At 70.6% G+C, this 16,910-nt stretch carries 15 protein-coding genes; 8 read left to right on the top strand and 7 right to left on the bottom strand.

What is annotated here, in order from left to right; genetic code table 11:
• The first annotated feature begins 7 nt into the window (after positions 1–7).
• Positions 8–1,150: an acyl-CoA dehydrogenase family protein gene (locus tag QE370_RS04710; RefSeq protein WP_309633614.1), complete on the top strand. Its 1,143-nt coding sequence runs from the start codon at positions 8–10 to the stop codon at positions 1,148–1,150.
• Positions 1,151–1,206: 56 nt separating this feature from the next.
• Here the strand turns inward: QE370_RS04710 and QE370_RS04705 are convergent, their stop codons facing one another.
• Positions 1,207–2,172 carry a TerC/Alx family metal homeostasis membrane protein gene (locus tag QE370_RS04705; RefSeq protein WP_309633613.1) on the bottom strand — a complete coding sequence of 322 codons (966 nt, stop codon included), beginning with the start codon at positions 2,170–2,172 and terminating at the stop codon, positions 1,207–1,209.
• 195 nt (positions 2,173–2,367) lie between these two features.
• Entirely contained in the window at positions 2,368–3,096 is a 729-nt protein-coding gene (locus tag QE370_RS04700; protein ID WP_236749767.1) for a MerR family transcriptional regulator, read from the bottom strand.
• Positions 3,097–3,226: 130 nt separating this feature from the next.
• Between QE370_RS04700 and QE370_RS04695 the strand changes: the two genes are divergently transcribed.
• Both QE370_RS04695 and QE370_RS04690 read left to right on the top strand, forming a co-directional pair.
• Entirely contained in the window at positions 3,227–4,441 is a 1,215-nt protein-coding gene (locus tag QE370_RS04695; RefSeq protein ID WP_309633612.1) for an acetyl-CoA C-acetyltransferase, read from the top strand.
• 20 nt (positions 4,442–4,461) lie between these two features.
• The gene (locus QE370_RS04690; protein ID WP_309633611.1) at positions 4,462–6,648 is read left to right on the top strand and encodes a 3-hydroxyacyl-CoA dehydrogenase NAD-binding domain-containing protein; all 2,187 of its coding nucleotides are present in this window, start codon (positions 4,462–4,464) and stop codon (positions 6,646–6,648) included.
• Between the two features lie 116 nt (positions 6,649–6,764).
• On the opposite strand, the gene QE370_RS04685 is transcribed toward QE370_RS04690, so the two are convergent.
• Together QE370_RS04685 and QE370_RS04680 are read right to left on the bottom strand one after the other, a co-directional pair.
• Complete coding sequence (locus tag QE370_RS04685; protein ID WP_309633610.1) at positions 6,765–7,970, bottom strand: DUF222 domain-containing protein; 1,206 nt, start codon at positions 7,968–7,970, stop codon at positions 6,765–6,767.
• Positions 7,971–8,028: 58 nt separating this feature from the next.
• Positions 8,029–8,619: a hypothetical protein gene (locus tag QE370_RS04680; protein ID WP_309633609.1), complete on the bottom strand. Its 591-nt coding sequence runs from the start codon at positions 8,617–8,619 to the stop codon at positions 8,029–8,031.
• A gap of 151 nt (positions 8,620–8,770) precedes the next feature.
• Here QE370_RS04680 and QE370_RS04675 point away from each other — a divergent pair, with 151 nt between their 5' ends.
• From QE370_RS04675 to QE370_RS04655, 5 genes are read left to right on the top strand one after another with little or no spacing between them, the layout of a single operon-like run.
• On the top strand, positions 8,771–9,763 hold the full coding sequence (locus QE370_RS04675) for an ABC transporter substrate-binding protein (protein WP_309633608.1): 993 nt from the start codon (positions 8,771–8,773) through the stop codon (positions 9,761–9,763).
• Positions 9,760–10,815, top strand: coding sequence for an iron ABC transporter permease (locus QE370_RS04670; RefSeq protein ID WP_253024502.1), 1,056 nt, complete (start codon positions 9,760–9,762; stop codon positions 10,813–10,815). The genes QE370_RS04675 and QE370_RS04670 overlap by 4 nt, the downstream gene beginning before the upstream one ends.
• A complete protein-coding gene (locus QE370_RS04665) occupies positions 10,812–11,855 on the top strand; it encodes an iron ABC transporter permease (protein ID WP_309633607.1) in 1,044 nt (347 codons plus the stop codon). Before QE370_RS04670 ends, QE370_RS04665 begins: the two co-directional genes overlap by 4 nt.
• Positions 11,852–12,694 carry an ABC transporter ATP-binding protein gene (locus tag QE370_RS04660; RefSeq protein WP_309633606.1) on the top strand — a complete coding sequence of 281 codons (843 nt, stop codon included), beginning with the start codon at positions 11,852–11,854 and terminating at the stop codon, positions 12,692–12,694. The genes QE370_RS04665 and QE370_RS04660 overlap by 4 nt, the downstream gene beginning before the upstream one ends.
• A gap of 52 nt (positions 12,695–12,746) precedes the next feature.
• Complete coding sequence (locus QE370_RS04655) at positions 12,747–13,415, top strand: class I SAM-dependent methyltransferase (RefSeq protein WP_309633605.1); 669 nt, start codon at positions 12,747–12,749, stop codon at positions 13,413–13,415.
• Here the strand turns inward: QE370_RS04655 and QE370_RS04650 are convergent.
• From QE370_RS04650 to QE370_RS04640, 3 genes are all read right to left on the bottom strand, one after another.
• Positions 13,412–14,884 (bottom strand): amino acid permease, encoded by a 1,473-nt coding sequence (locus QE370_RS04650; protein WP_253021524.1) that lies wholly within the window; start codon positions 14,882–14,884, stop codon positions 13,412–13,414. The two genes, QE370_RS04655 and QE370_RS04650, sit on opposite strands and share 4 nt — an antisense overlap.
• A 67-nt stretch (positions 14,885–14,951) precedes the next feature.
• The gene (locus QE370_RS04645; RefSeq protein WP_253021522.1) at positions 14,952–16,457 is read right to left on the bottom strand and encodes an SDR family oxidoreductase; all 1,506 of its coding nucleotides are present in this window, start codon (positions 16,455–16,457) and stop codon (positions 14,952–14,954) included.
• Positions 16,458–16,511: 54 nt separating this feature from the next.
• Positions 16,512–16,835 carry a 4-fold beta flower protein gene (locus QE370_RS04640; protein ID WP_253021520.1) on the bottom strand — a complete coding sequence of 108 codons (324 nt, stop codon included), beginning with the start codon at positions 16,833–16,835 and terminating at the stop codon, positions 16,512–16,514.
• Positions 16,836–16,910 lie beyond the last annotated feature (75 nt).

Below are 16,910 nucleotides of genomic sequence, written 5' to 3'. Positions count from 1 at the left end.
ACACACCATGAAGCGCACCATCTTCGACGCCGACCACGAGGCGTTCCGCGACACCGTCCGCACGTTCTGCGAGAAGGAGATCGCGCCGCACCACGACCAGTGGGAGAAGGACGGCATCGTCCCCCGCGAGGTGTGGGAGAAGGCCGGCGAGCTCGGCCTGCTCGGGTTCATGATGCCCGAGGAGCACGGCGGAGGCGGGATCACCGACTTCCGCTACAACGCGATCCTGTCCGAGGAGGTCACCCGGATCGGCGCGAGCGGCATCGGCTTCGTCATCCAGACCGACCTCGTGTCCGGCTACCTGCTGTCGTACGCCTCCGACGAGCAGAAGGCGCGCTGGTTCCCGAGGTTCTGCAGCGGCGAGATGATCACCGCCATCGCCATGACGGAGCCGGGCACCGGCTCGGACCTGCAGGGCATCAAGACGCGGGCCGTGCTCGACGGCGACGAGTACGTCATCAACGGCTCCAAGACGTTCATCACCAACGGCATCAACGCCGACCTCGTGCTCGTGGTCTGCCAGACCGACCCCGAGGCCGGCGCGATGGGCTTCTCCCTCATCGCCGTCGAGCGGGGTACGCCTGGCTTCGAGCGCGGTCGCAACCTCGACAAGATCGGCCTCAAGGCGCAGGACACCGCCGAGCTGTACTTCGAGGACGTGCGCGTGCCGAAGGAGAACCTCGTCGGCGAGCCGGGTCAGGGCTTCATCTACCTGATGGAGAAGCTGCCGCAGGAGCGGCTGTCGATCTCGGTCGTGGCGGCCGCCGCCTGCCGCGCGGCCATCGACATGACGCTCGACTACGTCAAGGAGCGCAAGGCGTTCGGCAAGCCGATCGGCTCGTTCCAGAACAGCCGCTTCGTGCTCGCCGAGCTCGAGACGGAGGCGCGGATCGCGCAGGTGTTCGTCGACGAGTCGATCACCCAGCACAACCGCGGCGACCTGACGGTCGCCGACGCCGCCATGGGCAAGTGGTGGACGACCGAGCTGCAGAAGAAGACGGTCGACCGGTGCCTGCAGCTGCACGGCGGCTACGGGTTCATGTCGGAGTACCCGATCTCCAAGGCGTACCTCGACACGCGCATCCAGACGATCTACGGCGGCACGACCGAGATCATGAAGGAGATCATCGGCCGCGGCATGGGACTCTGACCTCCGCACACGACGACGGCCCCCACGCAGCTGCGTGGGGGCCGTTCGCGTGAGGGTCAGACGAGCGGCTCGTCGCCCTCCTGGACCTTGGCGTCCTCCTCCTGCGCCTTCTCGCGCTTGTACGCGGGGAGCGAGGCGACGACGCCGGCGCCCAGGATCAGCAGCACGCCGCCGAGCGACCACTCCACACCGACCTTGGTGTTGAGGACCTCGCCGTAGACCATCTTCGCGGCGATGAAGACCAGCAGCGCGGCGAGCGCGGCCTTGAGGTGCTTCAGGCGGGCCACCAGCTCCGCCACCAGGAAGAAGAGCGGGCGCAGGCCCAGCAGGGCGAAGGCGTTCGCGGCGAACACGACGAACGTGTCGGTCGTGATGCCGAGGATGGCGGGCACGGAGTCGACGGCGAAGATGATGTCGACGACGGCGATGGCCACCAGCGCGGCGCCGGCCGTGGTCAGCATCCGCTTGCCGTTCTCCTTGGCGATCAGCTTGTCGCCGTGGTCGCCCTCGGCGATCGTCATGCGGTTCTTCACGCCCTCGACGAGCTTCTCGTCACCGTCGTGGTCGTTGCGGTGCTTCCAGAGGCGCCAGCCGGTCCAGGCGAGCAGCGCGGCGAACGGGTAGGTCAACCAGGAGGCGGCGTCGAGCGCCGCGGCGCCGACCAGGATGAAGATCAGGCGCAGCACGAGCGCCAGCACGATGCCGTACGTCAGCAGACGCACACGCTTCGGCGTCGGGATGGCGAAGGCGCCGAGCACGACCAGGAAGACGAAGACGTTGTCGAGCGACAGCGACTTCTCCACGAGGTAGCCGGCGAGGTAGGTGCCCGCCTGCTCGGAGGTGCCGAACAGGTACAGCACGCCGCCGAAGGCGAGGGCGATCGCGATCCAGGCGATCGACCAGACGGCGGCCACCTTGACCGGCATCTCGTCGCGCTTGCGGGTGAGCAGCAGGTCGACGGCGAGCAGGACGATGATCGCGACGAACAGCAGGGTCCAGTCGAGTGAGGAACCGAGAGGCATGGGGGAGTGCGCTCCTTCGCGGTGACGATGTCAGGGATGACAGGGATGTCGCGAAGGTTTCTCCACCCGGGAGGGCCACCTGGCGCGGGTCCGGATGGCCGGACCGTGCTGACGCACCAGGTCGTCGGGATACTTCCCTTCGTGTGTCAGCGTACCGAGGGCACGGAAGGGGCGCTCGACGAGCGGGGCGTGACCTCAGTCGCGCTCGTTGGCCCGACGCCGGACCGTGCGCCGCTTCTCGTCGTCGACGGCCTCCTCGTACGACGTCACGAGGGCCTGCACGGTGAGCGGCTTGAACCGCTCGATCATCGCCGTGATCAGCTCCGGCGGCTGACCTGACGCGACCAGGTGCGGCCAGACGAGGGTGCGGAACAGCTCGGTCAGCTCGACCGCGAGCGCCCGGCCGTGCTCCGTGATCACCCTCCGTGCGGCGAGTGCCGCGTCGACGGGCAGGCCGGCGTCGAGAAAGCCCATGCCGACGGCCAGGTGGGCGGGCGCGAGCCGGAACACGTCCTCGGTCGGCGTCGGCTCGACGACGCCGATGGCCACCAGCACCTCGAGGTCGTCGTCGCTGAGGCTGCGACCGGCGCGCCTCTCGAGCATCGAGCGGTCGAGCGTCTCGGGCATCTCCGGCGTCCAGGGCGCGAGGAGCGTGCGGTGCAGAGCCACCTGCTCGGGCGTCGCGTCGGCGGGGATCTGCTCGAGGTAGCCCTCGATGGCGGCCAGGGTGAAGCCGTGCGCCTGCAGCTCCTTGACGAGCTCGAGCCGCGCCAGGTGGTCGGGCCCGTAGTAGCCGTTGCGCCCCGCGCGTCGGGGCGGCGGGATGAGCCCCCGACCGGCGTAGAAGCGGACCGTGCGCACCGTCATGTCGACACGTGTGGCCAGCTGCTCCACGCTCATCGTCTCGTTCGGGCCGTCGGTCACCTGCGAGAGCGTAGCGTCAAGACCGGCGGCCGGTCGGAGTGACCCGCGTCACGATCAGCCGGGTCACTAGCGACTCTGACAGCAGTGGTGTCACAATCGGCACCGAAGGTTCTACACGAAGGACACTGACATGACCGAGGCTTTTATCTACGACGCGATCCGCACCCCGCGCGGACGCGGCAAGAAGACCGGCTCGCTGCACGAGGTCAAGCCGATCTCGCTGCTCAACGGCCTGCTCGAGGAGATCAAGACCCGTAACCCCGACCTCGACGCGAACCAGGTCGACGACGTCGTCCTCGGTGTCGTCTCCCCCGTCGGCGACCAGGGCGCCGACATCTCCCGCACCGCCGTCCTCGCCGCCGGGTTCGGCGAGCAGGTGGCCGGCGTGCAGCTCAACCGCTTCTGCGGCTCCGGACTGGAGTCCGTCAACCAGGCCTCGGCCCGGGTGAAGTCCGGCTGGGAGGACCTCATCGTCGCCGGCGGCGTCGAGTCCATGAGCCGTGTGCCCATGGCCTCCGACGGTGGCGCCTGGGCGATGGACCCCCGGACCGCGCTCGACACCGACTTCGTGCCGCAGGGCATCGGCGCCGACCTCATCGCGACCCTCGAGGGCTTCAGCCGCGACGACGTCGACCAGTTCGCCGCCGAGAGCCAGGCGCGCGCGGCCAAGGCGATCGCCAACGGCTACTTCGCGAACTCCGTCATCCCCGTCAAGGACGTCAACGGCATGACGATCCTCGACCACGACGAGTTCGTGCGCGAGGGCACCACCGCCGAGTCGCTCGCCGGTCTCAAGCCGTCGTTCAAGGACCTCGGCGACTTCGCCGGCTTCGACGCCGTCGCGCTCGAGAAGTACACGACGGTCGAGAAGATCAACCACGTCCACCACGCGGGCAACAGCTCGGGCATCGTGGACGGCGCGTCGCTCGTGCTGATCGGCAACGAGAACGCCGGCCAGCGCCACGGCCTCACGCCGCGCGCCCGCATCGTCTCCACCGCGGTCATCGGCTCCGAGCCGACGATCATGCTGACGGGCCCCGGCCCCGCCGCCCGCAAGGCGCTCGACAAGGCCGGCCTCTCCATCGAGGACATCGACCTCATCGAGATCAACGAGGCGTTCGCCGCCGTCGCCATGAAGCTCATGCGCGACCTCGACGACTACCCGCACGAGCAGACCAACGTCAACGGCGGCGCGATCGCCATGGGCCACCCGCTCGGTGCGACCGGCGCGATGATCCTCGGCACGCTCGTCGACGAGCTGCACCGCCGCGAGAAGCGCTACGGCCTGGCCACGCTGTGCATCGGCGGCGGCATGGGCATCGCCACCATCGTCGAGCGCGTCTGACCCAGGAGAAGAGAGACACCATGACCGAAGCAGTGCGCTACGAGGTCGAGGGCGGCATCGTCAACCTCGTCCTCGACGACCCCAACCAGAACGCCAACACCATGAACGACGCCTACGCGACGTCCATGGCGAAGGCCGTCGACCGCCTGGTCGACGAGATCGCGGCCGACGCCGACAGCATCAAGGGCGTCATCATCTCCTCGGCGAAGAAGACCTTCTTCGCCGGCGGCGACCTCAAGCTGATGACGCAGGCCACCCCGGCCGACGCGCAGAAGCTCTTCGACAACGTCGAGGGCATCAAGGCCACGCTGCGCAAGCTCGAGACGGCCGGCAAGCCCGTCGTCGCGGCGATCAACGGCGCCGCGCTCGGCGGTGGCCTGGAGATCGCGCTCGCCGCGCACCACCGCATCGCGGCCGACGTCCGCCTCGAGATCGGTCTGCCCGAGGTGACCCTCGGCCTGCTGCCCGGTGGCGGCGGCGTGACCCGCACGGTCCGCATGTTCGGCCTGCAGGACGCGCTCATGAACATCCTGCTCCAGGGTCCGCGCATGCAGCCGGCCAAGGCGAAGTCGATCGGCCTCGTCGACGAGGTCGTGCCCGCCGACCAGCTCCTCGACGCCGCGAAGGCGTGGATCGAGTCGGTGCAGGGCGACGACGACGCGGCCAAGCAGCCGTGGGACCGTCAGGGCTACCGCATGCCCGGCGGCACCCCGTCGAACCCGAAGCTCGCCGCCAACCTGCCCGCGTTCCCGGCCATGCTGCGCAAGCAGACGAAGGGTGCGCCCTACAAGGCGCCGCGCAACATCCTCGCCGCCGCGGTCGAGGGTGCGCAGGTCGACTTCGAGACCGCCAGCCGCATCGAGTCCCGCTACCTGGTGGAGCTCCTCGTCGGCCAGCAGTTCAAGAACATGACGCAGGCCTTCTTCTTCGACCTCGGGTCGATCAACGCCGGCGGCTCGCGTCCGGCCGGCATCGAGCCGAAGACGTTCCAGAAGGTCGCCGTCATCGGCGCCGGCATGATGGGCGCGGGCATCGCGTACGTCTCGGCGCAGGCGGGCATGGAGGTCGTGCTCAAGGACGTCTCGCTCGAGGCGGCCGAGAAGGGCAAGGCCTACAGCGAGAAGCTGCTGGCGAAGAAGCTCGAGCGTGGCCGCACGACGCAGGAGAAGGTCGACGCCTTCCTCGCGCGCATCACGCCGACGGCCGACTACGCCGACCTGGAGGGCTGCGACCTCGTCGTCGAGGCCGTCTTCGAGTCGGTCAAGCTCAAGCACGACGTCTTCGGCGAGATCCAGAAGGTCGTCAAGCCCGACGCCCTGCTCGGCTCCAACACGTCGACGCTGCCCATCACGGGTCTGGCCGAGGGCGTGGAGCGTCCCGAGGACTTCATCGGCATCCACTTCTTCTCCCCGGTCGACAAGATGCCGCTGGTCGAGATCATCGCCGGTGAGAAGACCGACGACGCCGCCATCGCGGGTGCGCTCGACTACGTCCAGCAGATCCGCAAGACGCCGATCGTCGTCAACGACAGCCGTGGCTTCTTCACGAGCCGCGTCATCGGCACGTTCGTCAACGAGGGCATCGGCATGCTGGCCGAGGGTGTCGACCCGGTCTCGATCGAGCGCGCCACGACCATCGCGGGCTTCCCCGCGCCGGTGCTGCAGCTCAGCGACGAGCTGAACCTCGAGCTGATGACGAAGATCCGCAACGAGTCGAAGGCGGCCGTCGAGGCTGCCGGCGGCACGTGGCAGGGCAACGCGGGCGAGGGCGTCATCGACACGATGATCGAGCTCGGCCGCTCGGGCCGCCTCAAGGGTGCGGGCTTCTACGACTACGAGGACGGCAAGCGCGTCGGCCTCTGGTCGGGTCTGCGTGAGCAGTTCCCGACGTCGGACACGCAGCCCGACTTCGAGGACCTCAAGGAGCGTCTGACGTTCATCATGAGCCTCGAGACGATCAAGTGCCTCGAGGAGAACGTGCTCCGCACGGTGCCCGACGCCAACATCGGCTCGATCTTCGGCATCGGCTTCCCGGCCCTGCAGGGTGGCGCGATCCAGTACGTCAACGGCTACGAGGCTGCCGACGGCTCGATCGGCGTCGAGGCGTTCACGCGTCGCGCCCAGGAGCTGGCCGCCACCTACGGCGACCGCTTCGAGCCCCCGGCCCTGCTGCTGGAGAAGGCGAAGAACGGCGAGAAGTTCGTCTGAGCCGACCGCTCGTCCGACGCCCCCGCGACCTGCTGGTCGCGGGGGCGTCGGCGTTCAGGGGCGTGCATGTGTGGATAGCCATGGCTCGCTATCCACACTTCTGCGGCGATGTGTGGTTAGCGCTCGTCGTCGCTGAGGCCTCGCGCGACGGCGCGTTCGACGTCGGAGGTGTTGCCGTCGGGGACGCCGTGGGTGGCGGGTTCGGCGTCGACGGTGCGTCCGGAGGGCAGGATCCAGCGGAGCGTCCTGTGGCTCTTCATGGCGTGGTGTCGGCGGTGCAGTGCCCAGAGGTTGGATCCCTGGGTGGGGCCTCTGGGGTGGGGTTCTCGGTGGTCGAGGTCGCAGTCGCGGGCGGGGCGTAGGCAGCCGGGGGCCTGGCAGACGCCGTCGCGGAAGCTGATGGCGGTGGCGAGGACGTCGGGCGCGAACCGGCCGACGTACTCGTGGGCGAGGACGTCGCGCGTGATGGGGTCGACGAGGAGGCGGTGGAAGAAGGTGTCGTCGGGGTCGAGGTGCTCGAGCACCCACTCGGCCGGGACGGTCCAGGTGCCGTCGTCGGCCACGGCGGGTCCGGGCTCGGCGCCGGCGAGGACGTCGGCGTCGATGACGACGCCGATGTCGGTGCGGGCGCGGCCGGTGGTGGGGGTGTCCTGAGCGAGGAGGAGGTCGACGAACGCGTCGGCGCGCAGCTGGCTGCGGGTGCGGTCGTCGCCGTCGGGGCGTGGGGTGCGGCGCAGGCGGGCGTCGATGGCGGCGGCCTGGTGGGAGGGGATGAAGGCGTTGATCCAGGCCATGGCGTCGTCGACGTGGGTGACCTGCACGTCGCGCTGGCGGCGGGCGGCCTCCGCCCGGGCTGCGGCCTCCTCGGCCTCCACCCGGGCGACGAACCGCTTCAGCCAGGCCCGCAGCTCGGCCACGGTGTGGGCCTTGGCGTAGGCGACGACGGTGTCGTCGAGCCGGTCGTGGGACTCGGGTCGTTGGAGGAGCAGGAGGGTGGAGGCGATCTCGCGCCCGCGGGCCCAGTCGACGTCGCCGCGGCGGAACGCGAGCCAGGTCTGGGGCGCTCGCTCGCGCAGGCGTTCGGCGGCGGCGAGTCGGCCGGTCACCTGCCCCTCGGACAGGCCCATCGCCTGGCCCATCTCCAGCGCGATCGCCGAACGATCGACGAGCCGCACCATCGGCGACTCGATGCCGGCGGTACGGACCAGCTCGGCGTCGCGGAACCGCAGCATCGCGACCAGCTCGGAGGCCTCGGCCCGCGCGCGCTCACGCGCGAGGGACGTGAGTCCCTCGAGCACTCCCGCGTTGCCGTTCCCGTCCATGTCCCCAACCTAGGGACACCCTCGGACACCCCCCTTCGGCCCGGATCCGCCCTGTGGATCAGCCGTAGAGCGGGGGCCTGGACTCGCGAGACGCCCGGACGGTCGTGAGCCCCTCGGCGTCGAGCAGGCGGGTGATCGCCTCCTCCGACGCACCGACGCCGGCGAAGTGCGCGTCGACGTCGAAGGCGACGCACCACGTGCGGTCGGCGGGCCACGCGAACGCCGGGGGGAAGGCCCGACCGTGCGGCTCGGCAGCGTCCGCCACCCACCGAGCCCAGTCGCCGACCGTGCCCCGGGCGAGCACGTACTGGCGCAGCCCGACGAGGTCGAACCGTGACGTGGCGGGCAGCGCGGGCCGGTAGGGGTACCCGTCCCACAGCAAGAAGCGGAGGTCGTCCGACGACGAGCCGAGCACGTCGACGATGCCCGTGACGAGCTCGACGTCGCTCGGTGCCCCGTCGAGCACCTCGTCGGCCAGCTCGGCCTCGGGCTGCCGGTCGTACGCGGGATCGGGCAGCTGGAGCACGCGCGCGTGGGCCTCGAACCCTGCCGACCCGAACCACAGGGTCGACTCGGCGGCGACGTGGTCGGACTCAGAGGCACACAACCACGCGGCCTCCGGGACGTCGTCGACGAGCTCCAGGGTCACGTCGCTCCTCCTCCGCTCGTCGCACCACGGGTCAGCCAGGAACGGTAGCCGACCGGCCGGGGACGACGGTCGCGTGACCCCGCTCACCGCCCCTTGCGTAGTTGAGGCTCACCTAAGTTAGTGTGTCCTACGGCCTACGAGAGGACGTCCCATGACCCTGCGCCCGCGCTTCACCCTGCTGGCCGCCGCGGCAGCACTCGTGCTCGCCGGCTGCGGCTCCGGCTCGGGGGACGACGCAGCCTCCGGCGACGCCTGGACCTACACCTCCGGCGACGGCAAGACGTACACCGCCGAGGAGGTGCCGACGCGGATCATCGCGCAGGGCGAGTCCGCCGCCGCGCTCATCGCGCACGGCATCCGGCCCGTCGGCATCTTCCTCAGCCAGCCGCTGAAGGACACCAAGGCGCTGCAGGGCGTCGACCTCGACGGCATCGAGATCATCGGCGAGACGTGGGGCAAGATCGACGCCGAGAAGGCCGCGGCCCTCAAGCCCGACCTCATCGTCAGCGGCTACTGGACCACCGAGAAGGCGTACGGCGGCCTCGAGAACGGTGTCGAGGAGTCGAGCAAGAAGGTCGCGAAGCTCGCGCCCGTCGTCGGTCCGGTCGCCGACCAGTCCGTCGAGAAGATGCTCGACGGCTTCGAGGAGCTCTCCGGGACCCTCGGCGCCGACCTCGACTCCGAGGAGATCGTGTCCGACAAGGAGGCCTTCGAGCAGGCGCGCGAGCGGTTCAAGACGACGGTCGCCGAGGCCGACGGCCTCACCGCGATGGGCGTCTCCCCGGCCGACGACATCCTGTACGTGGCCGTGCCGAAGCACTCGGCCGAGCTGTCCGACTTCGCCCGCTACGGCCTCGACATCATCGTGCCCGACTCTCCGGATCCCGACTTCTCCTACTGGGAGAACCTGTCGTGGGAGAACGCCGACAAGTACCAGCCCGACCTCGTCCTCATGGACGACCGCACCCTCGAGCAGAGCACGAAGACCGCCGAGAAGCAGCCGACGTGGCGCAAGATCAAGGCCGTCGAGGCCGGCGCGGTCACTCCCTGGCCCGCCTACTGGATCAGCACCTACCGCGACTATGCCGAGCAGCTCGACCAGCTCAGCGATGCCGTCGAGAAGGCCGACCCGGACCTCACGTGACCGCCACCGTCCAGCGCCCGCAGCCCGTCGAGGCCCCCGCCCCGCGGCACCGCTCCACCGTGGGGCTGGGGCTCGGCGCCCTCCTGCTCCTCGGCGCGCTCGCCGTCGTGATGTTCGTCAGCATCACGATCGGCGCGCGCGGTGTCGGGCTGCACACGATCTGGACCGCGTTCACCGACTACGACCCGTCGTCGGCGGAGCAGACGGTCATCCGCGAGCTGCGCGTGCCCCGGACGCTGCTGGGCCTGCTGGTCGGGGCCGGCCTCGGGCTCGCCGGAGCACTCCTGCAGGGCGTCACCCGCAACCCGCTCGCCGATCCCGGGATCATGGGCATCAACATGGGTGCCGCGGCTGGCATCGTCGTCGCGGTCATGCTGTTCGACGGGCTCAGCCAGTCGACGTCCGTGTGGGTCGGGTTCGCCGGCGCAGGCATCGCGACCGTCGTGGTCTACGGCGTGGCCTCGTTCGGACGCGAGGGGGCGACCCCGGTCAAGCTCGCCCTCGCCGGCGCCGCGGTCAGCGCATCGCTGTACTCCGTCACCACGGGCGTCACCATGACCGACCTGCAGGCGCTGAACGAGCTGCGCTTCTGGCAGGTCGGCTCGCTCAGCGGACGCTACCTGCCGGTGCTGTCGCAGACCTGGCCGTTCCTGGTCGCCGGCATCGCCGTGGCCCTGCTGCTGGGTCGTTCGCTCAACGGGCTCGCGCTCGGCGACGACCTCGCCGTCGCCCTCGGCCAGCGCGTGCGCCTGACCCGTGTGGTCGTGTTCGTGACCGTCGCCCTGCTCGGTGGCGCCGCGACCGCCGCCTGCGGGCCGATCGTGTTCGTCGGCCTCGTCGTCCCGCACATCGCACGCGCCCTCTGCGGACCCGACTACCGCTGGATCCTGCCGTACACGTTCCTGCTGAGCCCGATCATCCTGCTCTGCGCCGACGTGCTCGGTCGGGTGCTCGTCAGCCCCAGCGAGCTGCAGGTGGGCGTGGTGCTCGGCGTGGTCGGTGCGCCGGCCTTCATCCTGCTGGTCCGACGCAAGGACCTGGCGCAGCTGTGAGCACCCTCGAGACGCCCCTGCGTCGCGCCGTCCGCGCGCAGCGCCGCGCCCACCGCGCCCGCACCACGACCATCACGCTGGTGCTCGCCGCGGTCACCTTCGCCCTCTTCGTGGTCACGATGATGATCGGCAGCTTCGTCCTGTCGCCCTGGGAGGTCGTCGGCAGCGCGTTCCGGCTCACCGACGACCCGAGCGTCGACTTCATCGTCCTCGACCTGCGCCTGCCCACCGCGGCGACGGCCCTGGGCTCGGGCCTCGCGCTCGGCGTGGCGGGCCTGGTGTTCCAGCGTCTGCTCGCCAACCCGCTCGCCTCGCCCGACTTCGTCGGCATCTCCGGTGGCGCGAGCCTGTTCGCCGTCTCGGCGATCCTGTTCACCGGCTGGGGTGCCGTCGCGACGTCGGTCATGGCCCTGGTGGGCGCCCTGCTCGCCTCGATCGCCATCTACCTGCTCGCGTGGCGCGGCGGCATCACCGGCTACCGCTTCATCCTCGTCGGCATCGGTCTCTCCCAGCTGTTCACCGCGCTCACCGGCTACGTCATCGCCCGTGCCGACCTCAGCGACGCGCGCGAGGCCATGACGTGGCTGGTCGGGTCCGTCGGCTCGGCCGGCCCGTTCGAGCTGCGCGCCCTGCTCGTCGCCGTGGCCGTGCTGCTGCCCGTCGCCTTCGTCCTCTCGCGACGCCTCGGCGCGCTCGAGCTGGGCGACGACGCCGCGTCGGCGCTCGGGGTCCGGGTCGAGCGCTCGCGGCTCGGCCTCCTGGCGCTCTCGGTCGTGCTCGTCGCCCTCGCGACGGCCGCGGCCGGGCCGCTGTCGTTCGTCGCGCTCATCGCCGGGCCCATCGCCGTCCGACTGGTCGGCAACGCCGCGAGCCTGCCGGCTGCCGCGTTCGTCGGCGCGATCATCGTGCTCACCGCCGACCTCGTCGCCCAGCACGCCCTGCCCGTCTCGCTGCCGACGGGCGTCGTCACCGGCGCCGTCGGGGCGCCGTACCTCATCTGGCTCCTCGCCACCGTCAACCGGGAAGGACGCGGAGGATGACCGACTCCCGCGAACACGATCTCAGGGCCGAGGACCTCACCCTCGGCTACGCCGACACCGACGTCGTGTCCCACCTCGACGTCCAGGTGCCGCCCGGCCAGGTCACGGTGATCGTCGGCGCCAACGCCTGCGGGAAGTCGACGCTCCTGCGCGGGCTCGCGCGCCTGCTCAAGCCGCGCACCGGCACGGTCCTGCTCGACGGCACGTCGGTGCACGACCAGCGTCCGACCGACGTGGCGCGGGTGGTGGGGCTGCTGCCGCAGACCCCGGTCGCCCCCGACGGCATCACGGTGGCCGACCTGGTCGGTCGCGGCCGCTACCCGCACCAGGGCTGGTTCCGGCGGTGGAGCGCGGAGGACGACGCCGCCGTGGCGCAGGCGCTCGAGGCCACCGGCACCGCCGATCTCGCCGACCGGCAGATCACCGCCCTGTCGGGTGGCCAGCGGCAGCGGGTCTGGGTGGCCATGGCGCTCGCGCAGGACACCGACCTGCTGCTGCTCGACGAGCCCACCACCTACCTCGACATCAACCACCAGGTGGAGCTGCTCGACCTGCTCACCGACCTGAACCGCGAGCACGGCAAGACCATCGCGATGGTCCTGCACGACCTCAACCTCGCGTTCCGCTACGCCGACCACATCATCGCGATGAAGCACGGCGCGATCGTCACGCAGGGACGTCCGGCCGACGTCATCGACGCCGACGTCGTCGAGGACGTGTTCGGGCTGGCCTGCCAGGTCGTCCCCGACCCGGTCAGCGGGACGCCGCTCGTCGTGCCGCGCAGCCGCCACCACGTGCGGGCGCTGACGTCGGAGGCGGAGTCGCCGGCGGCCGTCTGACGTTCGCCTGCACTCCACCCGATCGTCATGCACCGGGCCTAGCGTCGCGCGCATGCCCGGACTCCGTGAACGTCTCGCGCGGCGGATCTGGACGCCTCCGCCCCCGCCGCGCGACCCCGACCTGGTCGAGCTCGACCGGCTGCGCGACGAGTGGACGCACGGCCCCGTGCGCGACGAGCGCATCAACGAGCACCTCGCGCTCGTCCTCGCGAAGTCCGGCATCACCGGGGGTCGGGTCCTGGAGATCGGCGGCCGCGGTCACCCCCGCGACCGCGTGTTCGACGCGGAGCGCTTCGAGTACCTCAACCTCGACCTCGCCGAGACGGGCCCGGGCGTCATCCTCGGCGACATCACGCACTGCCCCGAGATCGAGGACGACTCGTTCGACGTCGTGCTCAGCGTCGACGTGTTCGAGCACATCGACCGCCCGTGGCTCGCGGGCGAGGAGATCGTGCGGATCCTGCGGCCCGGGGGGCTCGTGTACACGTCGACGCTGTTCAGCTGGCGCTACCACCCGTGCCCCATCGACTACTGGCGGTACACGCCGGAGGCGCTGGAGTCGCTCATGCGCGGCACGGACACCCTCGACCTGGGCTTCGACACCACCGAGCGGCGTCGCGACGTGCGCAAGAAGGCTGCGGAGGACCCGATGCCGTACGACGCGCTGGGCGGCTGGCGAGAGAACGTCCGCGTCTTCCACGCGGGCGTCAAGCGCGGCTAGGCCCTGCCGGCCGCCTGGTCGATCCCGAGCCGGGAGTGACGGCGTCCGTACACGAAGTACAGGACGATGCCGAGCACCATCCACACCAGGAACCGCAGCCACGTCTCGACCGACAGGTTGACCATCAGCCACAGGCAGGCCGCGATCGACAGGACGGGGATCAGCGGCACGAGCGGCACGCGGAAGGCGCGGTCGAGCTCGGGTCGGGTGCGACGCAGGACGATGACGCCGGCCGAGACGACCACGAAGGCGAACAGGGTGCCGATCGAGACCAGCTTGCTGAGCTCGTCGAGCGGGACGAAGCCCGCGAGCACGGCCACGAACACGCCCGTGATGATCGTGATCTTGTAGGGCGTCCCGAAGCGGGGGTGCACCTTCGCGAGGCCCTGCGGCAGCAGGCCGTCGCGCGCCATGGCGAACAGCACGCGCGCCTGGCCGAGCATGAGCACGAGCACGACGGTGGTGAGGCCGGCGACGGCGCCGACGGAGATGATCTTGCTGGCCCACTCCAGGCCGTTGGCCGAGAAGGCGGCGGCGAGCGGCGCCCCCGTGTTCATGCGGTCGTCGCTGTACTTGAGCATCCCGGTGACGACGAACGCGACGGCCGCGTAGAGCACGGTGACGATCGCGAGGGAGCCGATGATGCCGCGCGGCATGTCGCGCTGCGGGTTCTTGGTCTCCTCGGCCGACGTGGCGACGATGTCGAAGCCGATGAAGGCGAAGAACACGACCGACGCGGCGGCGATGATCCCGTAGATGCCGAAGACCGTCGGCTCGACGCCGAAGATCGACTGCAGCAGCGTCGAGTCGAGGCCGGAGCCGACGCTCTTCGGGTCGGCAGACTGCGACGCGGGCACGAAGGGGGTGAGGTTCGCGGCCTTCACGAAGAACAGGCCGGCCACGATCACGAACAGCACGACGGCGACCTTCACCACCACGAGCACGCCGGTGAAGCGTCCCGACAGCTTGGTGCCGAACACGGCGAGCGTCGTGAGCCCGACGACGATCGCGATGGCGGCGATGTCGGGCAGGGCGTCGCCGCCGGCGAGCCACGTCGGCAGGTCGAACAGCTCCTGCAGGTACGCCGACCAGCCACGCGACACGACCGCCGCACCCAGGGCGAGCTCCAGCACGAGGTCCCACCCGATGATCCAGGCGATGAACTCGCCCAGGGTCGCGTAGGAGAACGTGTAGGCGCTGCCCGCGACGGGCACCGTCGACGCGAACTCGGCGTAGCAGAGCGCGGCCAGGCCGCACACGACGCCGGCGATGACGAACGACAGCACGATGGCCGGACCGGCGTTCTTGTGCGCCTCCTGGCCGGTGAGCACGAAGATGCCCGTGCCGATCATGACGCCCACGCCGAAGACCGTGAGGTCCCAGGCGGAGAGGTCCTTCTTCAGGCGGTGGTCGGGCTCGTCGGTCTCGGCGATCGACCGTTCGACGGTCTTCGTGCGGAAGAGGCTCACCGAAGGATCGTGCACCCGGCCGGGGTGTGACGCAAATTTCCCGGTCCCACCCGCGTCGGCTCGGTTACTAGCGACGCCGGATGCCGTGGTGGGCCTTGGGGTCCTCACCGCGCTCGAGCCGCTCCGCCGCCTGGGCGATGTTGCGCTGCATCGAGCCGAACACGATGCCGTGGAACGGCCAGACCGCCCACCAGTACGCGTGGCCCAGCAGCCCGCGCGGGTGGAAGAGCGCCCGGTGGTGGAACGTGGTCGTGCCACCCTCCGTCGAGCCGACCTGCAGCTCGAGCCAGGCCAGGCCCGGGACCCGCATCTCGGCCCGCAGCCGCAGGAACGTGCTGTCGTCGGTGGCCTCGACGCGCCAGAAGTCGAGTGCGTCGCCGACCACGAGGTCCCTCTGGTTGCGCCGACCGCGCCGCAGCCCCGGTCCGCCGACGAGCCGGTCCATGAGACCGCGGATCCACCAGGCCAGCGGCCAGGAGTACCAGCCGTTGCGTCCGCCGATGCCCTCGATGATCGTCCAGAGCGACTCCGGCGACGCGTCGACCTCGCGCGTCCGCTCGTCCTTGTACAGCGACCCGCCCGCCCAGTCGGGGTCCGACGGCAGGGGCTCCGACGGTGCGCCGGCGGTCGCGGCCGACGACCAGCGCGTGGGCACGTCGAGCGTCTGGATCTTGGTGAGCGCGAGCTCGCAGGCCCGCTCGAAGCCGATCAGCCCCTCGGGCGGGTCGGGCACGTACTGCCTGATGTCGTCCTCGGCCGCGACGACGGTGTTCTTCAGCGAGTCCACGAGCGGGCGGGCGATGCTCGCCGGGACGGGGGTCACGATGCCGACCCAGTGGCTCGACAGGCCCGGTGTCAGCACGGGGACCGGCACCACGCGGCGTCGGGACAGACCCGCGACCTGCGCGTAGCCCTGCATCATCTCCAGGTAGGTGAGGACGTCGGGGCCGCCGATGTCGAAGGTCCGGTTCACGTCGGACGGCATCGACGCGCTCCCCACGAGGTAGCGCAGCACGTCGCGGACGGCGATGGGCTGGATGCGGGTGTGCACCCACGTCGGGGTGACCATCACCGGCAGGCGCTCGGTGAGGTAGCGGAGCATCTCGAACGACGCCGAGCCCGACCCGATCACCACGCCGGCCTGCAGCACCGTCGTCGGGACGCCCGACGCGAGGAGCACCTCGCCGACCTGCTTGCGCGAGCGCAGGTGCTCCGAGAGCTCCTCGCCCTCGGGGTCCATGCCACCGAGGTAGACGATCCGCTGCACGCCGGCCGCCGCTGCGGCGTCGGCGAACGTCTGCGCCATGCGACGCTCGGTCTCGACCCAGTCGCGACCCGCGCCGATCGAGTGCAGCAGGTAGTAGAGGACGTCGACGCCCTCCATCGCGCGCTGGACGTCGTCGTCGGAGGTGGCGTCGCCGGGCACGATCTCGACGCGGTCGGCCCACTCGTGCGCCTCGGCCTTCTCGGGGCTGCGGACGAGGACGCGGACGTCGTGGTCCGCGTCGAGCAGCTGGGGCACGAGGCGTCCGCCGACGTAGCCGGTCGAACCGGTGACGAGCGAGAGGGTCATGCCTCCATCGTCGGGGCGGCGGGTGCTCGGGGCATCCCGAGTCGCCGCGGCCGGTCAGCCTGCGCGGTGGAGCTGCTCCACGTCGTCGTAGGCGAACCGGTTGGGGAACTCGAGCGGACGGGTCGGCCGGCCCGACGGCTCGGCGCGGTCGGGGTGCTCGACGGCCTGGGCGCAGCGCCGGTTGCCGCAGTCGTTGCGGCGCACGAGCCGGTCGCCGACGATCGAGGCGAGGTAGTGGCCGCGCTCGTCGACGACGTCGGTGCCGTCCCACGGGATCCACCCGATCCAGCGACCGGACGTGTCGAAGACGTGCTCGTCGTCCCAGGACCGTCGGAAGGCGATCACGTCGCCGTCGAGGTCGTAGAGGTAGTCACTCATGGGTTCAGCTCCCGAGATCCAGCTGTTGCCGTCGTGATGAAGACGGTAGAACGGCGAGGTCATGACGCGGGTCGA

Source organism: Aeromicrobium sp. SORGH_AS_0981 (assembly GCF_031453195.1).
Lineage (GTDB): Bacteria > Actinomycetota > Actinomycetes > Propionibacteriales > Nocardioidaceae > Aeromicrobium.
The sequence above is the reverse complement of the archived record's forward strand: the minus strand, read 5'-3'. Positions and strand labels throughout refer to the sequence as shown.

What these genes read in the sequence shown, in the direction of transcription:
- QE370_RS04710 (WP_309633614.1), top strand. Translation starts at nt 8, where the DNA reads ATGAAGCGCACCATCTTCGACGCCGACCACGAGGCGTTCCGCGACACC.
- QE370_RS04705 (WP_309633613.1), bottom strand. Translation starts at nt 2,172, where the DNA reads ATGCCTCTCGGTTCCTCACTCGACTGGACCCTGCTGTTCGTCGCGATC.
- QE370_RS04695 (WP_309633612.1), top strand. Translation starts at nt 3,227, where the DNA reads ATGACCGAGGCTTTTATCTACGACGCGATCCGCACCCCGCGCGGACGC.
- QE370_RS04690 (WP_309633611.1), top strand. Translation starts at nt 4,462, where the DNA reads ATGACCGAAGCAGTGCGCTACGAGGTCGAGGGCGGCATCGTCAACCTC.
- QE370_RS04685 (WP_309633610.1), bottom strand. Translation starts at nt 7,970, where the DNA reads ATGGACGGGAACGGCAACGCGGGAGTGCTCGAGGGACTCACGTCCCTC.
- QE370_RS04675 (WP_309633608.1), top strand. Translation starts at nt 8,771, where the DNA reads ATGACCCTGCGCCCGCGCTTCACCCTGCTGGCCGCCGCGGCAGCACTC.
- QE370_RS04660 (WP_309633606.1), top strand. Translation starts at nt 11,852, where the DNA reads ATGACCGACTCCCGCGAACACGATCTCAGGGCCGAGGACCTCACCCTC.
- QE370_RS04655 (WP_309633605.1), top strand. Translation starts at nt 12,747, where the DNA reads ATGCCCGGACTCCGTGAACGTCTCGCGCGGCGGATCTGGACGCCTCCG.
- QE370_RS04645 (WP_253021522.1), bottom strand. Translation starts at nt 16,457, where the DNA reads ATGACCCTCTCGCTCGTCACCGGTTCGACCGGCTACGTCGGCGGACGC.
- QE370_RS04640 (WP_253021520.1), bottom strand. Translation starts at nt 16,835, where the DNA reads ATGAGTGACTACCTCTACGACCTCGACGGCGACGTGATCGCCTTCCGA.